Genomic DNA, 19,292 nt, shown 5'->3' with positions numbered 1-19,292 from the left:
ACAGCAGATGAAAGCGACGAACACGACCTGAACGGCTGCAACGAATGGTCGCCGACTCCTACACTCTCGTCACCCCGGACTTGATCCGGGGTCCCGCTTGAGGTCGAAGCCTGCCGATGCATCACAAAAGCGGGATTCCGGATCAAGTCCGGGATGACGAAGGGTAAGGAACCAACGACGACTTCCCACCCCAAGCCGTCACTATGAAAAAGCCCCGCCGGATCGCTCCGACGGGGCTTTTCTTTTGCCCGCAGGCGGCGTGGGTCAGACCGCGCCGTGCGCCAGCGCCGCGAGGAGCAGGATCGCCACGATATTGGTGATCTTGATCATCGGGTTGACCGCCGGACCCGCGGTATCCTTGTACGGATCGCCCACGGTGTCGCCGGTCACCGCGGCCTTATGGGCCTCGCTGCCCTTGCCGCCGTGGTTGCCGTCCTCGATATACTTCTTGGCATTGTCCCATGCGCCGCCGCCCGAGGTCATCGAGATGGCGACGAACAGCCCGCCGACGATCACGCCGAGCAGGAGTGCGCCGAGCGCTTCCAAGGCCGCGGCTGGCCCCGCCACCGCACGGATCACGAAGAACACGACGATCGGCGCGAGCACCGGGAGCAGCGACGGAATGATCATTTCCTTGATCGCCGCCTTGGTGACGAGGTCGACCGTACGCGCATAGTCGGGCTTCGATTCATAGGTCATGATGCCCGGGTTGTTCTTGAACTGGTCGCGAACATCCTTGACCACCTCGCCCGCCGCGCGGCCGACCGCGGTCATCCCCATCGCACCGAACAGGTACGGCAGGAGCGCGCCGAGCAGCAGCCCGACGATGACATAGGGCGACGACAGCGAGAAGGTCAGCGGCTCGGTCAGCCCGAGCTTCGCCGAATATTCGGTGATGTCTGCGGTATAAGTGCCGAACAGCACCAGCGCCGCGAGACCCGCCGACCCGATCGCATAGCCCTTCGTGACGGCCTTGGTCGTGTTGCCCACGGCGTCGAGCAAGTCGGTCTTTTCACGCACCGAATCGTCGAGGCCCGCCATTTCGGCGATGCCGCCGGCGTTGTCGGTGACGGGGCCATAAGCATCGAGCGCAACAACCATGCCGGCGAGCGCCAGCATTGCGGTGGCGGCAAAGGCGATACCGACGATGCCCGCGGTCTGGAACGCGACGACGATACCGACGCAGATCACGAGCGTCGGCAGCGCGGTCGATTCAAGGCTGACCGCGAGACCCTGGATCACGTTGGTGCCGTGGCCCGTTTCCGAAGCCTTGGCGATCGAGCGCACCGGACGAAAATTGGTGCCGGTGTAATATTCGGTGATCCAGATGATCAGCCCGGTGATGACGAGGCCGAGCAGCGAGCAATAGAAAAGGTCGCTGCCGTTGAACGCCTTGCCACCAACCTCGGCGATCGTCGTCGTCATGTCGCCCTTCAGCACATAGCTGGTCGCGAACCAGATCGCCGGGATCGAGAGCACCGCGGTGACGAGGAAGCCCTTGTACATCGCGCCCATGACGTTCTTCCCGCTGCCGAGACGCACGAAATAGGTGCCGATGATCGAGGTGATGATGCACACGCCGCCCATGAGCAGCGGCAGCGTCATTAGCGGGAGCAGCATATCGCCGGTGCCCTTCAGCAGCAGCGCGATCAGCACCATGGTGGCGCCGACGGTGACGACATAGGTTTCGAACAGGTCGGCCGCCATGCCGGCGCAGTCGCCGACATTGTCACCGACGTTATCGGCGATCACCGCCGGATTGCGCGGATCGTCCTCGGGAATTCCGGCCTCGACCTTGCCGACAAGGTCGGCGCCGACGTCGGCGGCCTTGGTGAAGATACCGCCGCCGAGACGCGCGAAGATCGAGATCAGCGAGGCGCCGAACGCGAGCGCGACGAGCGCGTCGACGACGGTGCGATCCTCACCGCCGACGGTGAAGCCACCCGGGCCGGTCAGATACCAGAAGAAGACCGAGATCGCGAGCAAGGCGAGCCCCGCCACGAGCATGCCGGTGATCGCGCCGGCGCGGAACGCCATGGTCAGGCCCGCCTGCAGCCCGGTCTGCGCCGCGGCTGCGGTGCGGACGTTGGCTTTGACCGAGATGTTCATGCCGACGAAACCGGCAACCCCCGACAGCACGGCGCCGATGACGAAGCCGGTCGCCGAGATTCGGCCAAGGAACAGCCCGACAAGAATGGCGACAACGACGCCGACGATGGCGATGGTACGATATTGGCGGCCGAGATAGGCCTTGGCGCCTTCCTGAATGGCGGCGGCGATTTCCTGCATCTTTTCATTACCGGCGGAGGCGCTGAGCACCTGCCGCGAGGTAATGAACCCATAGAGTACGGCCAACAGGCCGCACGCTATCGCGATCAAAACCGGATTCATGCGTGACTATTCCTTCCCATTGAGAAGGGCGACGCAGAAGATAGCAGTCGAGCACGTCCGACTTATTGATGCCGGTTCGCTCTCTCCCCTGATGCGACCGCCCCAAATTTGGACGCCGATTTATGGGAAGAAAGAAAGCGACACGCAACCCCGCTTATTCGGGAGTTTCCCGTGATTTCCGCCGCACGAGCGGCCGCCGGCATCAAGCGGCTTCGTCGCGTGCGGCCTTCAGCGCCCTTTGCGCGTCGGCAGCGGATTCGGTGTCGGGGTCGAGCTTCAGCGCCCGCTCGAGCAGCTCGATCGCGCGCGCATTATCGCGTTCGATGCCCTTGCCCGTCTGATAGGCGCGCCCGAGCGTGAAGCAGCTTTCGGCCTCACCCAGTGCGCACGCCTTGTCGAACAGTTCGAGGGCGCGCTGGCTGTTCCGGCGCACACCGCGCCCGTCGTCGACCAGCGTCGCCAGATTGCCGCAGGCCGATGCGTCGTCGGCGCGGCAGCTTTGTTCGAACAGCGCGGCGGCTCTCTTTTCGTCGCGCGGCATGCCGAGCCCGTCGCGGTGGAGGACGCCGAGATTATAGCAGGCGTGCTGATCTTCCGCCTTGCAGGCGCGCTCGAAGATCCGCGCTGCCTGACGCTGGTCCGGTGCGACGCCCTTGCCCAGCGAATAGGATGCGCCAAGGTTCGCGCATCCCGACACGCTGCCCAGATCGCAGGCCTTTGCGAACAGCTGGGTGGCGCGCCGCGGATCCTTGGCAACTCCGTCTCCGCCCACATAGGCGAGGCCAAGGTTCGAGCATGCCGTCGCCTCGTCGCCGTGGCACGCGAAGGCGTAATAGGCGGCGGCGAACTCGCGCGAGCGTTCGACGCCACTCCCTTCGCTATAGGCATAACCTGCCATCGTGCAGCCCGTCATGTCGCCGAGATGGCAGGCTCGGGCAAACAGCGGTGTCGCACGGGCGTCGTCCCTCGGAACGCCATCGCCCTCGTGATGGACATAGCCAAGCCGCGTGCACGCCTCGGCATCGTCCGCCGCGCAGTCAGTCGCAAGCGTCGTGACTTGATCGGGTGGTTCGTCGGCTTCGGGAGGCTCGGGATCGGTCGCGACCGTCTGCGCCTGCATGTCTTCTGCCGGGTCCGGGGTGCCGGCGCCCTGCGCGGGATGACAGAAACATACGAAACAGATCGCGAGAAGCGCCCGGGCAAAGCCTTGACGCCCGCTTTTTCGGTCGACCATTCCCGGTCCTTCTGATTCACCGCACCTGCCGGGGCGGACGGTTCCACCCGAGCGCATCGCTTTGCCATCAAACGGATTTCAAAGCAAAATATCCCGTTGCCGATCCAGGGCGCAGGCGGGAATGGTGGCTAGTGCATGAAACCAAGGCGATCGGGCAGCGCGATGCGTTGTGCCCGGTGTGTCAACGTGATTCCCTCACCGACCCCGGCGTGACCAAGAAGTGTGACGGTGACATTCAACCCGGCCGCGGTCTCGCGGATCGTCGCGGCGGCCGAGGGATCGGCGGTAAACAGCAGCTGATAATCGTCGCCCGCGGTCGCCGCCGCGAGCCGCGTGTCGAGTATGTCGGGGCGCACCGCGAGCAGCGCAGCCGAGAGCGGCACCGATTCCAGCATGATGCCAAGCTCGCATCCGCTCGCCCCGGCCATGCGCTGCGCATCGATCAGCAGGCCGTCGGATACGTCCATCATCGCATGGACATGCGGCGCCACTGCCTGCCCAAAGGCCAGTTGAGGCTCGGGGCGACCATAGGCGGCAAGGCAGGTTTCGTTCGGATCGACTTGGCCCAGCCGCATCGCAAGGCCGAGCCCCGCATTGCCGATCGTTCCCGTGATCCAGATCTGGTCGCCCGGCCGGACGCCGCTTCGTGCGGGGGCGCCGGTCGCGGGCGCCTTGCCGATCGCGGTGAGCCCGAATGTGCGCGGCGCACCTCCCGGGATGCCCACCGTGTCGCCCCCGAGCAACGGCACGTCGTACCGGCGCAGCACCTCGCCCAGCCCGCGGACGAAGGCGGCGTCCCAAAACTCGTCGCCGGTCAGGCTGTAGCCGACGAGCACGCCGAGCGGTGCCGCGCCTTTTGCGGCCAGATCGGAGAGATTCACCGCGACGAGCTTCCACGCGACATCCTGCGGCCGCTCGTCGGGAAGGAAATGGACGCCCTCGACGATCATGTCGTGGGTGAGGACAAGGTCGCCCAGCACCGCGGCGTCGTCGGCCAGCCCGCGCGCGGCGGGATCGGTCGCGATGGCACGCAGGCGGGCGATGAAGTCGGCTTCGCTCATGCGGGGAAGCCTAGAGGATAGCGGTGCGGTATAAAAGATACCGATCCTCCCTGTCGCGCAGCGATGGGGAGGTGGCAGCGCGAAGCGCTGACGGAGGGGCTATTGGCGCAACATCGCCGCCCCTCCACCACGCCCTTCGGGCGCGGTCCCCCTCCCCATGGCTACGCCACAGGGAGGACCTTGATTACTTCGCCCGCACATCCTTGCCGATCGCATCGAGCAGGCCGTTGGCAAACCCTGCCTCGCGCGTATCGAAGAACGCCTTTGCGACATCGACATATTCGCTAACCACCGCGCCGACGGGCACATCGCCTCGCGCCATCAGTTCGTAGCAGCCCGCGCGCAGGATCGCCTTCATCGTGCGGTCGAGCCGCTCCATCGACCAGCCGCTCGCGAGCCGCGCGACGATCGCCACGTCGATCTCTTCGATGCGCGCGAGCGTGCCCTTGACGATATCGTCGAAGAAAGCGGTGTCGGCGTCGGCATATTCCTCGTCCTCGATCGTCGCGCCGATGCGGTGCTGATGGAATTCGTGGATCAGCTTGGGCACGGGCGTGCCCTCCATCTCATGCTGATAGAGCGCCTGGACGGCGGCGAGACGGGCGGCGGAGCGGGACTGGGAACGTTTGTTCATGACTCTTTTCTTAGCTGAGACGCTGGCTGACCGAAAGCGCGTGGGCGGGAAGCCCCTCGGCCCCCGCGAGCGCGACCGCGGCCGGACCGATCGCGGCAAGGCTCGTTTCGTCGAGCGCGAGGAAGCTGGTGCGCTTCATGAAGTCGCTGACCGACAGCCCGCTCGAAAAGCGCGCGCGGCGGCCGGTCGGCAGCACATGGTTCGGACCCGCGACATAATCGCCGATCGCTTCTGGGGTCTGGCGGCCGAGGAAGACCGAGCCGGCATGGCGCACCTTGGCAAAGAGCGCATCGGCCTCGGCGGCATCGACCGCGAGTTCGAGATGTTCGGGCGCGAGCCGGTCGCAGAGCGGGATCGCGTCGGCGAGCGTCGGCACGATGACGATCGCGCCATTCGCATCCCAGCTTTCGCGCATCGTCGTAGCGGTCCCGAGCGTCGGGATGATCGCATCGACCGCCGCCGCAACCGCATCGGCAAAAGCCGCGTCGTCGGTGAACAGGATCGACTGGCTCGTCGGGTCATGCTCGGCCTGGCTCAAGAGGTCGGCGGCGATGACATGCGGCACGTTCCGATTGTCGGCGACGACGACGATCTCGCTCGGTCCCGCGACCATGTCGATGCCGACCACGCCATAGACCTGCCGCTTCGCCTCGGCGACCCAGGCGTTGCCCGGACCGGTGACGACATCGACCGGCGCGATGCGGCCGGTGCCATAGGCGAGCGCGGCAACCGCCTGCGCCCCGCCGATGCGCCAGATCTCGTCGACCCCGCCGATATGCGCCGCGGCCATCACCACCGGATTGGTCTCGCCGCCCGGCGTCGGGGTCATCATCACGATGCGTTCGACCCCCGCGACCTTCGCGGGCAGGATGTTCATCAAGACCGACGACGGATAGGCGGCGCGCCCGCCCGGAACATAGACCCCCGCCGCATCGACGGCACTCCAGCGGGAACCGAGCCGGGCGCCCGTGCTATCGCGATAGTCGCGGTTCTCGGGGAGCTGCGCGGCGTGATAGGCGCGGATACGGTCGGCGGCGAGGTTCAGCGCATCGCGAAGCTCGGGCGCCAGCGCCTCATAGGCCGCGGCGCATTCCTCCTTCGAAATGCTCCACCCGCTCGCGTCCAAATCGAAGCGATCGAACTTCGCGGTATAATCGGCGAGCGCGACGTCGCCCTCGGCCTTCACCCGCGCGATGATCGCGGAGACGTCGGCGGAAACGTCGGAATCGCTCTCGCGCCGATCGTTGACCAGCGCGTCGAACTCGGCGGCGAAGCCGGGTTCGGAAGCATCAAGCCGCCGCATCGCCCTGCCCTACTGCCTGACGGAAGCGTTCGACGAGCGCCGGCACCTCGGCCGAACGCAGCTTGAACGCCGCGCGGTTGACGATCAGCCGCGCCGACACCTCGCTGATGATCTTCTGTTCGGCGAGCGCATTTTCGACCAGCGTGCGCCCGGTCGAAACCAGATCAACGATGTGCGAGGCCAGCCCCAGCTTCGGCGCGATTTCCATCGCACCGTTCAGCTTGATGCACTCGGCCTGGATGCCCTGCGCCTCGAACCAGCGGCGTGTCGTTCCGGGATATTTGGTCGCGACGCGGATATGGCTTTCGCCGAGCCCCGGCGGCGCGCTGCCTTCCGGCCCGGCGAGCGACAGGCGGCAATGGCCGATGCCAAGGTCCACCGGCGCGTAAAGCTCGCTATAATCGAACTCGTCGACGACGTCCGATCCGACGATGCCGAGCTGCGCCGCGCCATGCGCGACGAAGGTCGCGACGTCGAACGCGCGCACGCGGATCAGTGAGATGTGCGGCTGATTTGTCCCAAAAACTAACGCCCTGCTTTTCTTATCGAAAAACTCGTCCGACGGCTCTATCCCGACGCGCGCAAGCAGGGGCAGCGCCTCGTCGAGGATGCGCCCCTTCGGGATGGCAAAGATGATCGGTTCGGGCATAAGCTTGCGCGCCCATAAGCGGCGAGAGGAAAAAGGGCAATGAGCGAGCGCTACGAGTTCATCGACATGGCCGAGACCGGCCCGAAGGCCGTCCGCACCGCCTTTGCCAATCAGGTCGCCTATTGCCGCGCCAACGATGCCCGCGTCACCGCGCGCGTCGTCGCAGCGCTGGGCGCATTGCTGGGCAAGCCGACGAGCGAATTCGCGCGCCGTATCGCCGGCTGGCAGGGTCCGCCGCTCGCCGACGCGCTGCCGCTGCGCGCCGCCGGCGGCATCCACGCGCTGCACCTGACGGGAACCGCGCACGAGATCGCCCCCATCTATGCCGATTCGGAGGATATCAACGACGCCACAATCATCGCCGCGGTTGTCGCGCGGCATGAGGCGGCGCTGCTTCCCTGGCTCGACGGCCCGCCGCAAACGAACGAGGCCGGACGCTCGTCGAACTTCATCGCCGCGATGCTCTGGCTCGCCGACCGCGGCCTGCCGCCGCTTTTCGACTGCCGCGAAATCGGGTCGAGCGGCGGGATCAACCTGATGATCGACCGCTATCATTACGACCTTGGCGGCGTGCATGTCGGGCCGCAGCCCGGCGCGATCGCCTTCACCCCCCAATGGCGCGGCGACCATCCGCCGCAGCATGCGATCGAATTCGCCGGCCTCAAGGGCTGCGATGTCGCCCCCGTCGACCTGACCGATCCTGCGCAGGCGCTGCGGCTCAAAGCCTATATCTGGCCCGAGCATCATATCCGCTTCGCGCGCATCGAGGCGGCGATTGCGGCGGCGACCGAGAACCCACCGCAACTGATCCGTGCGACCGCTGCAGATTTCGTCGAGGCCGAACTCGCGAAACCGCAAGCAAAAGGGACGACCCGCGTGCTGATGCATTCGGTCGTCTGGCAATATGTCCCCGCCGACCAGCAAGCGCGCGTCACCGCTGCGATGGAGGACGCCGGCAAGCGCGCGACCGCCGAGCGACCGCTCGCGTGGGTGGCGCTCGAGGCGAACCGCACGGTGCATCATCATGAACTGGCCGTGCGCTATTGGCCGGGCGGCGAGGCGCCGAGGAAAATCGGGCAAGCGCACGCACATGGCGCGTGGATCGAGTGGCTGGGTTAGCTGGATAGCTGACGTCCACTTAGGGGTGGGAAGCAGCGTTGCTTCATTTTCCTTCGTCATCCCGGACTTGATCCGGGATCCCGCTTTTTTTAGGGATCGACCGGCTCTGATATCAAGCGGGACCCCGGATCAAGTCCGGGGTGACGATGAATGAAGAGTCTGCTTCCAATCGAAAGCGCTGTATCGTTGACCGGCGGCTACCGGTTCAAAGCCGCGCCTCCAACCGCGCCAGCAATTGCTGCACCGGGGTCACGGCCGGCGCTTCCCAGCCGGCCTCCAGCATCGCGATCCGCTCGAACAATCGCTCGCTCGCCGAAACGATCCGGCGCACCGACACATCGAAGCTCGCGCAGATATCCCAGTCGGCCGCGACGGCCTCGCCGATCCGCGCCGCGCTGTCGTGCGGCCCCGCCCCCGGATCGCCCGCGAACATCGCGCGGCGATGGAGCAGCCAGGCGATGACGTGCATCAGCCGCGTCGTCGTCTTCAACGATTCGCACGCAAGGCCGATCTGCGCCGCCGCGTCGCCGCCGGCCCGCCCGAGGTCGCGCTGCACGGCAAAAGCGGCGTGCGCCTCATCGGCGAGCAGCATCGCCTCGACATAAAGATTTTCGACCTGTGCGCGTTGCACCGGCACATCGATTGCCATCATGTTCGTTCGCCCACCGACCATGACGCGCGAGATGCCATGCCGACCATCGGGTCCGCAACGTCGGTAACCATGAAAATACGGGCGCCGGCCGTCCCGTTTTGATTCAGGCGTTTAGAATCGGTCGACATTTGCAGGCCGGCATGGGCCGAATGTCGGCCGACCCTAGGCGATGATGTCGGGAAGCAGCTGGTCCTCGCACCAGGAGATCTCGTCGCGGAGGCGCAGCTTGCGTTTTTTCAGGCGCGCAAGCTGCAGCTGGTCGGGAACCGCCGCGGTGCCGAGCGCAATGATCGCCGCATCGAGGTCGCGATGCTCGATGCGAAGCAGTTCCAGGCGCTGGGTAATTTCCTCGGGGTTCACACCGCCTCCCTGCCACGTTCACCACTGGTCCGCAACGGGGACCGCTTGGCCGAATCGGCACGACATCGGGGAGGTTTCGTGATTTAATTCGCCTTGCCCATCGAGTCGAAAAGGAGAATGCCAATGAGCACGTCGCACCTTTCCACCCTGAAGTCCCGTCACGCGGACCTCGATGCGAAAATTGCGAATGAAGAGCGCCGTCCCGCCCCCGATACCGGAGTCGTCGCGCAGCTCAAGAAGCAGAAACTGAAACTCAAGGAGGAAATGCTGACGATCGCCTGATCGCCAGCGCTATCGCCCCGCTGATGCCACCCTGTGAAGGACGCATCAGCGCCGGCGATAGAGGGGCCCTTTCTCGAGGCCCGTGCGCCGAAGATGCGGCGGCAAATCGGACTGCGAAACCACCTGACGACGCACCGCCTGTGGGTCGACCTGACGGTCGAACGCAATGCCGAACTTGCCCTCACCCACCCAGATCACGCGGCCCGCGACCGGGCCGACATTGCGCAGGTCGACCTCGACCGCCGCGCCCTGCGCGACCTTGACGTTCGCCTCGGCCAGCATGCCGCCGGGCGACAGGTTGCGCACGCGCACGGTAACGGGGTCCGGGCTGCCGGGCAGGATCAGGCCGGCCTGCAGGAACAGGCTGTCGCGATCGGCACCGCGCGACAGCGCCGCGACTTCCTCGTCGACCGATCTGGGTCCTAGTGAATCCATTGCGCCCCGTTCCTCTTGTGATTGAGGAGCGGAATCTAGGGCCGGGTCGTTGCGGAATCGTAAATGGACCGCGGTCCTCTACGACTAATCTTCGCGTGAAATCCGTTCGTTGCGCTCGTGGCGCTCCTGCGCCTCCAGCGTCATCGTCGCGATCGGGCGGGCCTGCAGGCGCGCGAGCGAGATCGGCTCGCCAGTGACCGCGCAATAGCCATATTCGCCTTCGTCGATGCGGCGAATCGCCGAATCGATCTTGGCGATCAGCTTGCGCTGGCGGTCGCGGGTGCGAAGTTCGATCGCCCAGTCGGTTTCGCTCGACGCGCGGTCGGCGAGGTCGGGTTCGCGCAGCGGGCCGTCCTGAAGATGCGCCAGCGTCGATTCGGATTCGGAGAGGATCGATTTTTTCCAGGCGCGCAACAGACCGCGGAAATAATCCTGCTGCCGCTCGTTCATAAACTCTTCGTCGTCGCTGGGGACATAATCCGAATCGAGATTGGATTTGGCTTCGCGAAGCGCGTCAGCGCCAACGTCGGCAATCTTGGTCGGCATGAGGGGCTCTCGCGTCCTTTCCTGTCACCTTACGGGCTGTTAAACAGCTCGGGGAGTGGCGCGCCTATACCCAGCCGCTGGCAACGATACAAGCGCCAAGCTGCCGATAGCGACGACCCGTGAAGCGGCGATGAACCGGCATCGTGTCGGGGGCGATTCTGCCGCCCGGTGGCAACCCGCCGGACGCTATAGCGCGACGCGATTTAGGTCCGAAGGTTAACCAATTGCATAGAATTGTTACATAATCCGTTCTGTTTTGGGACAGATACCGGGATTTTTGTTGATTCCGCATGGCATTTCCCGCTCTCGGACAGGTGAACGCGGTTAACGCAATTGCCGCGTTCATAAAGCTTTGGCCTTTTGAGTTATAGCGAAGGTGACGGGGGTGCTGGTCGATGGCGCTTCGCACCTGCAACGGGAAAGAAAGAAAAGCCTATGTCTGTCCGAATGGCCCTTGCCAAGCTTTGCGCCTGCACCTGCGGCGGGGCGATCATCGGTAGCGGCGCGATGCAGATCGCCGACGTGCCGAAGGCGCGCGCCCAGACAGTCCAGTCCTGCTCGCCGTGCGCCGGCAAGAAGGTGGTGCGCAAGCGCCATGCCGCCCGCAAGCCCGTAAAGCGCGTGCGCCGCGTCGTTACGACGAAGCGCATCATTCGCACCGCGACCCCGCAGACGCAGGTCGTGACGCAGACGATCCCGCTGCCCCCCATCCCCTACGCGCCCTTCCCGCGCGGGGGCTTCGAAGGCGGCAGCAGCGGCGGCGGCGTGACCGTGATCGGCGGCGGCTTTGGCGGCGGTTTCGGCGGCGGCTTCTTCGGCGGTTTCTTCGGTGGCAGCAGCGGCGGCGGCAGCAGCGGCAGCATCGTCGTCACCTCGACGACGACCGGCGGCCTCAGCACGACGTCCAGCACCTCATCGGGTGTCTCGACCTCGACCGGCGGCGTCTCGACGTCCACCGGCGGGGTGTCGACCTCGACGGGCGGTGTCTCGACGTCCACGGGCGGCGTGTCGACCTCGACGGGCGGTGTTTCGACTTCGACGTCGACGGGCGGTGTCTCGACCTCGACCGGCAGCGTCAGCACTTCGACCTCGTCGGGCAATGTTTCGACCTCTTCGGGCAACGTCAGCACCTCCTCGTCGAGCAGCAGCTCGTCGTCGAGCTCGTCCTCCTCCTCTTCGTCGTCGAGCTCGTCCTCTTCGGGCGGCAGCTCTTCGAAGGGCAGCTCGGGTTGGGGCAGTTCGTCGCACGGCAGTTCGGGCGGCTCCAGCAGCTCGTCGTCCAGCTCGTCCTCGTCGTCGTCCAGCAGCACGTCGAGCGGCGCAACCTCATCGGGCGCGACCGGCAGCACCAGCAGCTTTGGTTCGACCGGCAGCACGAGCTCGTCATCCTCGTCGAGCAGCAGTTCGTCGTCTTCGTCGAGCTCGGGCGGCAGCAGCAGCCATGGTAGCTCGTCGGGCGACCCGACCCCTGTTCCTGCACCGCCGATGATGCTATTGTTCGGCGCTGCAGCCGCTGCGCTTGTCGCGCGGCGCCGCGCGGCGAACCGCAACGACGACAACGCCAACGCGGCTTGAGAAATCCACTGGCGGTCCGGGGGGCTAACCCAGACCACCGAACTAAGGGCTGCCCCCTCGGGGGCGGCCCTTTTTTATGCGCAACGAGAATCAGTTTGCCATATGGGAAACTATTTATATAGTTCGCCACATGGTGAACCAACAAGCTGCGCTCGATTCGCTCTTCCACGCGCTCGCCGACCCGACGCGCCGCGCGGTCGTCAGCCGCCTGCTCAAAGGCGCCGCGCCGGTAAAGCGGCTGTCCGAGCCCTTCGAGATGGGCCTCCCCGCCTTCCTCAAACATCTGTCGGTGCTCGAGCTGTCGGGCCTGATCCGCACCGAAAAGCACGGCCGCGTCCGCACCTGCCGCATCGATGCCGAACGGCTCGCAGCGGCGGAAGGCTGGCTCTCGCAGCAACGCGCGATCTGGCAGGGCCGCACCGACCGCCTCGCCGACTTCGTCGAATCGCAAAATCCCCCGGAGCAAAACGCATGAGCAAAAGCGAACTCACCATTTCCCGCCACATCGCCGCGCCGCCGTCGGCGGTATGGGATGCCTGGAGCGACCCCGCGAAACTCGCGCGGTGGTGGATTCCGGCACCCATCGAATGCCGTATCGTCACGCTCGACCTCCGCCCCGGCGGCGGGTTCGTGACGCAGATGCGCGAGGAGGCCGCGGCCGATTTCCAGCCGCATGTCGATGGCTGCTTCCTCGAAGCAATCCCCGAACAGCGCATCGTCTTCACCACCGTGCTGACCGAAGGCTGGCAGCCCGCCGAGCCGTGGCTCGCGATGACGGCGATCCTGACCTTCGAGGCCAAGGATGGTGGCACGCTCTATTCGGCGCGGGTGCTGCACAAGACTCCCGAGGACAGTGCCAAGCATGAAGAGATGGGTTTCCACGACGGCTGGGGCACGGTGCTCGGCCAACTTGCCGAGCTACTGGAGCATCGCGGCTAGATTTTTTTACTTCGTCATTCCCGCCTTCCCGGAGACACCAGTATTATAATTCGCTGGAAGTGGCTATTTGAACGTTGGGGCGATTTGCCCGAGTCTACCGGAGGCGAGCGGCTCCGCTTTGGCGCACGCCTCGGCAAGTATTGCCTACAGGCTAAGAAGAAGGCCGATTGATCGGTGGTAGAATGCGCCCAAAGCGCTCCGTGAGGTTGTCCGCTATCACCCTGTTGGACCAATCTGCTTGCTTGATGCTGCGCCGGCCTCAATTTCGCGATTCCACTGTTTCATGAATCGGTTACGGGTCAGCTTGTCCTGCGCGATGAGCAGTTCAGGACCTACGCGTATTGCTCGCATCGGTGCCGTGGTGCCGCGCAGTTCCATCGGCCGCTCCACGTCGCTGCGCACCGAGGGCATCGCATGGCGGGTAAGCAGCACCTGGCCCTTGGCGGACAACAGAAAATCCAGAAACAACCGCGCGGCGTTGGGATGGCCGGACGTGGTCGGGATCATGGCGATCCGCGACATGACCAGCGTGTAGTCGGCGGGGAACACGACCCCCAGCTCGGGATTGCGAGCCGCCTCGTCCAAGGCATAGGATCCGAGGACATTATAGCCGATCACCGACCGTCCGCTCGAAACATCCTTGATCACCTCTTCGCTAGTCGAAAAAAAACGGGCCCGGTTGGCGCCAAGGCCATGAGCCATCTGCCAGACGTGACCGCTGGTGGCATTGTCCTGCGACAGACAGAGATAGCCGACCGACGATGAAGCGGGATCATAGGTCGCGATACGTCCCTGCAATTCCGTGTCGCGCTGTTCGAGCAACCGGACGAAGTCCATATGGTTGCGCGGGACACGCTCGGGCGACAGCAGCGCCTTGTTGTAGACCATGACAACCGGTTCGGCGGTAACGCCCCAGGCTTGATTCTTCCAGTTCGCCCAATCGGGCAGATTTCCCTTTTCGGGCGAGTCATAGGACTGGGCATAGCCGTCGTTCACGAGCTTGATCTGCATGTCCATCGACGACGAAAGGAGGAGGTCGGGATTTCCGCGCCCGGCCTTTTCTTCGTCCAGAAACCGGTCGCGGACATCGCGGGCGGACAGATCGTGATAGTCGGTCGTTATCCCGGGATAGGCGCGTTCGAATGCAGACAGGAGATCGCGCATGACCTTCCGGTCGGTCGTCGACCAGATGACAAGCCGGCCTTCCTTCGTGCCGTCCTCGACAAGGTTCGCGTAAGAAACGTCGTAGCCCGCGGGAACCCGCGCGGCATAGTCGGTGTCCGGGGAACAGCCACCCGAAAGCCCAAAAATTCCGACCCAGAGCCCGAGGCAACGGACGATGCCGCGTGATTTCATCGGGGCTTTCCCCTTCGCACGTCACTCTCCCTTTAAATCTCCTGTGGACCAATATGCCGAGTTTCGCCAGATTGAAGCGATGGCGAGGATATTGCTTGTCGAAGATGATCCGCCCCTCGCGCGCGGTGTTTCCGCACTGCTGAGGAGCGCGGGGCATTCGGTCGATGTTGCCGAGGACGGCGAAACCGCGATGATGGTCGTCCGCGAGGAACCCTATGCGCTGGTGGTGCTCGACATCGGACTGCCGGACATTTCCGGCCTCGACGTCCTGAATGCGATCCGGCGCGGCGAATCCAAGGTTCCCGTACTGGTCCTGACCGCGCGCGATGCGATCGAGGACCGCATCGCGGGGCTGGACCATGGCGCCGACGATTATTTGCTGAAGCCCTTCGATGCGGGCGAACTCGAGGCTCGCGTTCGCGCGCTGCTGCGCCGCGCGGCGGGCGAGGCGTCGCCGCTGACGACGATCGGCCGGCTGACCATCGATCCTGCTCGTCGTATCGCGGCGGTCGACGGACGGACGCTCGATTTGCGGCGCCGCGAATGGGCCGTCCTCGAACGCCTCTCGGCGCAGACGGGCAAGGTCGTGCCAAAGGAAAGGTTGAGCGCGGAGGTGTTCGGTTACGATGAACCCGTGTCACCGAACGCGATCGAGGTTTATGTCGCGCGCCTTCGCCGCAAGCTCGAGCCCGATGGTCCTGCAATCCGGACAATCCGTGGCCTCGGCTATGTGATCGAACCGCGTTGAAGTCAGCCCGGCCGCGGGAAGGGTCGTTGACGGGCCGGATGCTCGGATGGCTGGTCCTGCCGGTTGCGATGCTGGCGCTGGTCCTCGGGGTCGCCGGTTCTTTTGCGATTACCCGCACGGTCGGCGCCGTTAACGACCGGATATTGAGCGCGGCATCACGCGGCATAGCCGACTCGCTGGGCAGCGACGATGGCGAAATCACCCTCGATCTTTCACCTGCCGTATTCGGAATGCTGGAGAATAACGCGCGCGACAATGTCTATTACAGCGTCCGGCGGGGGCGCGAAATCCTGACCGGCTATACGGACCTGCCCCAGATCCGGATCGACCCGGCGCGGCAGGAGGAGTTTACTTTCGCCGAAAGTCGATACCTGGGACATGAAGTCCGTATCGTGGCGGTTACCCGGATCGTGCCGCAGGTCAGCGAGCCGATCGTCGTTCAGGTCGCCGAAACGCTCGATGCGCGCAAGCGTATGGCGCGTGGACTGCTGGTCGGGCTCGCGGTGCTGGAGCTCGCGCTCATTGCTACCGCAGCCATGCTGATGCCGATCGCCGTGCGTCGCGGCCTTGCTCCGCTGAAGCGTTTGCAGGCCGAAATGGATCGACGCGGTGCGGAGGACCTGACCCCGCTTTCGGCTGCCGGCGTTCCGGGCGAACTCGGCGATCTGGTCAGTGCATTCAACACCATGCTCGCCCGGCTCGACAGCGGATTTGCGGGCATTCGCCGGTTTACCGCCGATGCATCGCACCAGATGCGTACACCGCTGTCGGTCCTGCGCACCCATGTCGCGGTCCTCAAGCGGGCGAAGCCGGGAAGCGCCGAAGCGAAAGGGTCGATCGAAGATATCGACGATGCAGGAGCCCGGCTCAGCCATTTGCTGAACCAGCTGCTGTCACTGGCGCGCGTTGATAGCGGACATCCCGAACGGGTGATCCTTGAGCCGGCCGATCTTCGCCGGTTAGCGGCCGATGTCGTGAGCGGGCAGGAGGCCGTCGCGAGCGCAAGGCAGATTCGACTGCATCTCGGCGCGCCGCAGCGCGCGGTCGAGGTCCGGACCAACACGGCGCTGGCGACGGAAATGCTCGTCAACATCGTCGACAATGCCATTCGCTATAACCGGCCGGGCGGGCAGGTCAGCGTGATTGTCGATGAGCGACCCGCCGCGATCCGGGTTGAGGACGACGGGCCCGGCATTCCGCCCGAAGATCGCGAAAAGGTCTTTGAACGCTTCATTCGGCTGAACCCGCACGCCGGGAACGATGGCAGCGGATTGGGATTGTCGATCGCCCACTCGATCGCCGAGACTCTCGGCCTTGACCTCGGGCTCGACGGCGGTCCGGGTGATCGCGGTTTGCGGCTTACGATTATTTTCCCGCCAGACGCTGACAGCTTGGTGAAAGGTCCCTGAGCTAGTTGGTGTGCAAGGTTCCGGAACAGGAACAGCAATGAGGGAGGATTTGTGGCTATCCATCAAGGCGCGGACATGCCGGCATCTTTGCCGGCCCGCCGAAGCGCGGGGGGCCTTGTCCGGCCTCCGGCTGCGGCACCACTCGGCTGATCAGGACCATGTTGTCTCTCTACGCCTTCGCGATGGTCAGCGTCTTCATGACGCTGATCATGACCAAGCGTCTTTCCGCCATTGTCGCGCTGATTGTCGTGCCGGTTTCTTTCGCGCTGGTCGGATTTCTGTTGTTCGGGGCCTATCAGACCGACCTCGGCACGATGATGATGAACGGCGTGAAGCAACTCGCCCCGACCGGTGTCATGCTGGTCTTTGCGATCCTTTATTTCGGGCTGATGATCGATGTCGGCGTCTTCGACCCGTTAATCCGTGCGATCGTCCGCATCGTACACGGCGACCCCGTCCGCATCATGATCGGTTCCGCGCTGCTTGCGCTGATGGTATCGCTCGATGGGGACGGCGCGACGACCTACATGATCACCACCGCGGCAATGCTGCCCGTCTATCGTCATATGAAAATGGACGTCCGGATGCTCGCCTGCGTCGTGATCATGGCGGGCGGGGTGATGAATGTGCTGCCGTGGGGCGGCCCCACGGCGCGGGTTGCGAGCGCGCTCCATGTCGACGTCAGCGACATATTCCTGCCGCTGATCCCGTCGATGATCGCGACCGCGGCCTGGGTTGTGTTCGTCGCCTATCGTTTCGGACTGAAGGAACGCGACAGGCTGGCGAAGCTGCCGGTCGATGCGATCGACGAAGATGCGACCGCATCCGAAATCCTCGCAGCCGACGTCGAAAGCCATGTCGAGGCCCGGCGTCCACGGCTCTTCTGGTTCAATCTCGCGCTCACGTTCGGGCTCCTGGTAATGCTGGTCATGGGCGTCATGCCGCTAGCCGTCCTCTTCATGCTCGCCTTTGCGCTCGCGATGATGCTCAACTTCCCGTCGCTCGACGAACAGCGCGAACGGTTGTCGGCTCATGCGGGCAACGCGCTCGCGGTGGGCGGGCTGGTCTTTGCCGCCGGCATCTTCACCGGCATCCTTTCGGGGACGCAAATGGTCGATGCGATGGCCGCTACGGTGACCCACGCGGTGCCGGAAAGCATGGGTCCCTATCTGGCGCCGATCACCGCCGTGCTGAGTGCGCCCTTTACCTTCTTCATTTCCAACGACGCCTTTTACTACGGCATCGTACCCATCCTTGCCGAAACGGGGACGCATTACGGCATCAGTCCTGTCGAGATGGGGCGCGCCTCGCTGGTCGGGCAGCAGGTGCATCTGTTGAGCCCGCTCGTCGCCTCGACCTTCCTCCTCGTGAGCTTCGTCGGAATCGAGCTTGGCGAGCATCAGCGCTTCACTCTCAAATGGGCGCTTGGCTCATGCGTCGTCTTTTTCTTCGCCGCGATCCTGACCGGCGCGTTCCCGTTCGTCGCTGCAGGTGGATGACGGCACGGACGAGGCGGCCGGGAAGCAATATCCGCGGCCTCCGCTGACCCGCTGGGCCGCGCTGCTCGCACTCTCGATCGCGCTGACCGGATTGCTGGAACTGCTTGCCGTTCCGGCGGCCATGCTGCTCGGCCCGATGCTTGCCGGCATCGTCCTTGCGATGCGAGGCAAGACGGTAACCGTGCCGCGCCCCTGCTTCCTCGCGTCGCAGGCGGTCATCGGCTGTCTGATCGCGCGCTATTTCGAGCCGGGGTTGCTGGCGACGCTGGCGAACGACTGGCCCGTCTTCGTCGGCGTGACCTTCGCTGTCTTTGCCGCGAGTTTTGTACTCGGCTATCTCCTGATGCGGTCGGGCGCGGTGCCGGGCACTGCCGCGATCTGGGGATCGGCCCCCGGCGGGGCGGCGCCGATGGTGATTCTAGCCGACGCCTATGGCGCCGACGCGCGTCTGGTTGCGGTTATTACCTATATGCGCGTCCTGACCGTCGTCGTTGTGGCGTCCGTTCTGCTGGTGTTTGTAGGCGACGGCCATACCGCTCCGGACAGGTCGGTGGCGCTGTGGCAAGGATTCGATCTCGCGGCGCTGGGTGTCACCCTACTGGTCGTGCTGGCGAGCGTTGTCGCCGGCCTGGTACTGCGTATCCCGGCGGGGCCGATGATCAGCGCGATTGTCATCGGCACGGCGTGGAACTGGTGGTCGGGCGCGGCGTTGGCAACCCCGGCTCCGCTCCTCGCCGCCGCCTACGCCTTCATCGGCTGGCGCATCGGCCTGACGTTCAGCCGCGACGTGGTAGCCAGCGCGGCGCGCAGCCTGCCATGGATCATTCTTTCCTCGCTGGTGCTGGTCGCCATGTGCGCCGGGCTGGGCGGCCTTCTGGTCTGGCAACTCGGCATCGATCCGGTCACGGCCTATCTCGCTACCAGTCCCGGCGGGCTCGATTCGATCGCGATCATCGCGGTGTCGACGCACAGCGACACGCCGCTCGTGATGTCGTTGCAGGCGATGCGATTTCTGGTCGCCTTGTCGCTTGGACCGCGTGTGGCCATGTTCGTTTCAAATAAATTTAGTAAAATCAATGCTATGACATGATTCCCTGCAT

The 19,292-nt window shown here is 64.8% G+C and carries 20 protein-coding genes; 8 read left to right on the top strand and 12 right to left on the bottom strand.

The window, feature by feature from the left end; genetic code table 11:
• Positions 1-264 precede the first annotated feature (264 nt).
• The 6 genes from J2X38_RS06265 to hisG form a co-directional block, all read right to left on the bottom strand.
• Entirely contained in the window at positions 265-2,391 is a 2,127-nt protein-coding gene (locus J2X38_RS06265; protein WP_310252301.1) for a sodium-translocating pyrophosphatase, read from the bottom strand.
• A gap of 202 nt (positions 2,392-2,593) precedes the next feature.
• Positions 2,594-3,625, bottom strand: a complete 1,032-nt coding sequence (locus J2X38_RS06260; RefSeq protein ID WP_310252299.1) for a tetratricopeptide repeat protein — start codon at positions 3,623-3,625, stop codon at positions 2,594-2,596.
• Positions 3,626-3,753: 128 nt separating this feature from the next.
• Positions 3,754-4,686, bottom strand: coding sequence for a thiamine-phosphate kinase (gene thiL / locus J2X38_RS06255; protein ID WP_310252297.1), 933 nt, complete (start codon positions 4,684-4,686; stop codon positions 3,754-3,756).
• Positions 4,687-4,870: 184 nt separating this feature from the next.
• Positions 4,871-5,320, bottom strand: a complete 450-nt coding sequence (gene nusB, locus J2X38_RS06250) for a transcription antitermination factor NusB (RefSeq protein WP_310252296.1) — start codon at positions 5,318-5,320, stop codon at positions 4,871-4,873.
• A gap of 10 nt (positions 5,321-5,330) precedes the next feature.
• Positions 5,331-6,623 carry a histidinol dehydrogenase gene (gene hisD / locus J2X38_RS06245; RefSeq protein WP_310252294.1) on the bottom strand — a complete coding sequence of 431 codons (1,293 nt, stop codon included), beginning with the start codon at positions 6,621-6,623 and terminating at the stop codon, positions 5,331-5,333.
• Complete coding sequence (gene hisG / locus J2X38_RS06240; protein ID WP_058536545.1) at positions 6,610-7,272, bottom strand: ATP phosphoribosyltransferase; 663 nt, start codon at positions 7,270-7,272, stop codon at positions 6,610-6,612. Before hisG ends, hisD begins: the two co-directional genes overlap by 14 nt.
• Before the next feature lie 39 nt (positions 7,273-7,311).
• On the opposite strand from hisG, the gene J2X38_RS06235 reads away from it, so the two are divergent.
• A complete protein-coding gene (locus tag J2X38_RS06235) occupies positions 7,312-8,391 on the top strand; it encodes a DUF2332 domain-containing protein (protein WP_310252292.1) in 1,080 nt (359 codons plus the stop codon).
• Positions 8,392-8,596: 205 nt separating this feature from the next.
• On the opposite strand, the gene J2X38_RS06230 is transcribed toward J2X38_RS06235, so the two are convergent.
• Both J2X38_RS06230 and J2X38_RS06225 read right to left on the bottom strand, forming a co-directional pair.
• Positions 8,597-9,043 (bottom strand): DUF1465 family protein, encoded by a 447-nt coding sequence (locus tag J2X38_RS06230; RefSeq protein WP_231732806.1) that lies wholly within the window; start codon positions 9,041-9,043, stop codon positions 8,597-8,599.
• Between the two features lie 162 nt (positions 9,044-9,205).
• Positions 9,206-9,403: a YdcH family protein gene (locus tag J2X38_RS06225; RefSeq protein WP_058536547.1), complete on the bottom strand. Its 198-nt coding sequence runs from the start codon at positions 9,401-9,403 to the stop codon at positions 9,206-9,208.
• A gap of 123 nt (positions 9,404-9,526) precedes the next feature.
• On the opposite strand from J2X38_RS06225, the gene J2X38_RS06220 reads away from it, so the two are divergent.
• Complete coding sequence (locus J2X38_RS06220; protein ID WP_081940370.1) at positions 9,527-9,685, top strand: DUF465 domain-containing protein; 159 nt, start codon at positions 9,527-9,529, stop codon at positions 9,683-9,685.
• Between the two features lie 45 nt (positions 9,686-9,730).
• On the opposite strand, the gene J2X38_RS06215 is transcribed toward J2X38_RS06220, so the two are convergent.
• From J2X38_RS06215 to J2X38_RS06205, 3 genes are all read right to left on the bottom strand, one after another.
• Positions 9,731-10,120 carry a PilZ domain-containing protein gene (locus J2X38_RS06215; protein ID WP_058536548.1) on the bottom strand — a complete coding sequence of 130 codons (390 nt, stop codon included), beginning with the start codon at positions 10,118-10,120 and terminating at the stop codon, positions 9,731-9,733.
• Positions 10,121-10,204: 84 nt separating this feature from the next.
• On the bottom strand, positions 10,205-10,666 hold the full coding sequence (dksA, locus tag J2X38_RS06210; RefSeq protein WP_058536549.1) for an RNA polymerase-binding protein DksA: 462 nt from the start codon (positions 10,664-10,666) through the stop codon (positions 10,205-10,207).
• Between the two features lie 713 nt (positions 10,667-11,379).
• Positions 11,380-12,225, bottom strand: a complete 846-nt coding sequence (locus J2X38_RS06205; RefSeq protein ID WP_310252284.1) for a hypothetical protein — start codon at positions 12,223-12,225, stop codon at positions 11,380-11,382.
• Between the two features lie 146 nt (positions 12,226-12,371).
• Here J2X38_RS06205 and J2X38_RS06200 point away from each other — a divergent pair, with 146 nt between their 5' ends.
• Together J2X38_RS06200 and J2X38_RS06195 are read left to right on the top strand one after the other, a co-directional pair.
• Entirely contained in the window at positions 12,372-12,716 is a 345-nt protein-coding gene (locus J2X38_RS06200; protein ID WP_058536550.1) for a helix-turn-helix transcriptional regulator, read from the top strand.
• Entirely contained in the window at positions 12,713-13,180 is a 468-nt protein-coding gene (locus tag J2X38_RS06195; RefSeq protein ID WP_310252282.1) for an SRPBCC family protein, read from the top strand. Before J2X38_RS06200 ends, J2X38_RS06195 begins: the two co-directional genes overlap by 4 nt.
• A 216-nt stretch (positions 13,181-13,396) precedes the next feature.
• Here the strand turns inward: J2X38_RS06195 and J2X38_RS06190 are convergent, their stop codons facing one another.
• Positions 13,397-14,536, bottom strand: coding sequence for an ABC transporter substrate-binding protein (locus J2X38_RS06190; protein WP_058815468.1), 1,140 nt, complete (start codon positions 14,534-14,536; stop codon positions 13,397-13,399).
• 79 nt (positions 14,537-14,615) lie between these two features.
• Between J2X38_RS06190 and J2X38_RS06185 the strand changes: the two genes are divergently transcribed.
• The 4 genes from J2X38_RS06185 to J2X38_RS06170 all read left to right on the top strand — a co-directional run bounded on the left by J2X38_RS06185 (position 14,616) and on the right by J2X38_RS06170 (position 19,282).
• Positions 14,616-15,284, top strand: coding sequence for a response regulator transcription factor (locus J2X38_RS06185; protein ID WP_058815843.1), 669 nt, complete (start codon positions 14,616-14,618; stop codon positions 15,282-15,284).
• A gap of 26 nt (positions 15,285-15,310) precedes the next feature.
• Positions 15,311-16,693: a sensor histidine kinase gene (locus J2X38_RS06180; RefSeq protein ID WP_137889389.1), complete on the top strand. Its 1,383-nt coding sequence runs from the start codon at positions 15,311-15,313 to the stop codon at positions 16,691-16,693.
• A 158-nt stretch (positions 16,694-16,851) separates the two neighbouring features.
• Positions 16,852-18,192, top strand: coding sequence for a CitMHS family transporter (locus J2X38_RS06175; protein ID WP_058815466.1), 1,341 nt, complete (start codon positions 16,852-16,854; stop codon positions 18,190-18,192).
• A complete protein-coding gene (locus J2X38_RS06170; RefSeq protein WP_058815465.1) occupies positions 18,185-19,282 on the top strand; it encodes an AbrB family transcriptional regulator in 1,098 nt (365 codons plus the stop codon). Before J2X38_RS06175 ends, J2X38_RS06170 begins: the two co-directional genes overlap by 8 nt.
• The last annotated feature ends 10 nt before the right edge of the window (positions 19,283-19,292 follow it).

Source organism: Sphingopyxis sp. BE235 (assembly GCF_031457175.1).
GTDB lineage: Bacteria > Pseudomonadota > Alphaproteobacteria > Sphingomonadales > Sphingomonadaceae > Sphingopyxis.
The sequence above is the reverse complement of the archived record's forward strand: the minus strand, read 5'-3'. Positions and strand labels throughout refer to the sequence as shown.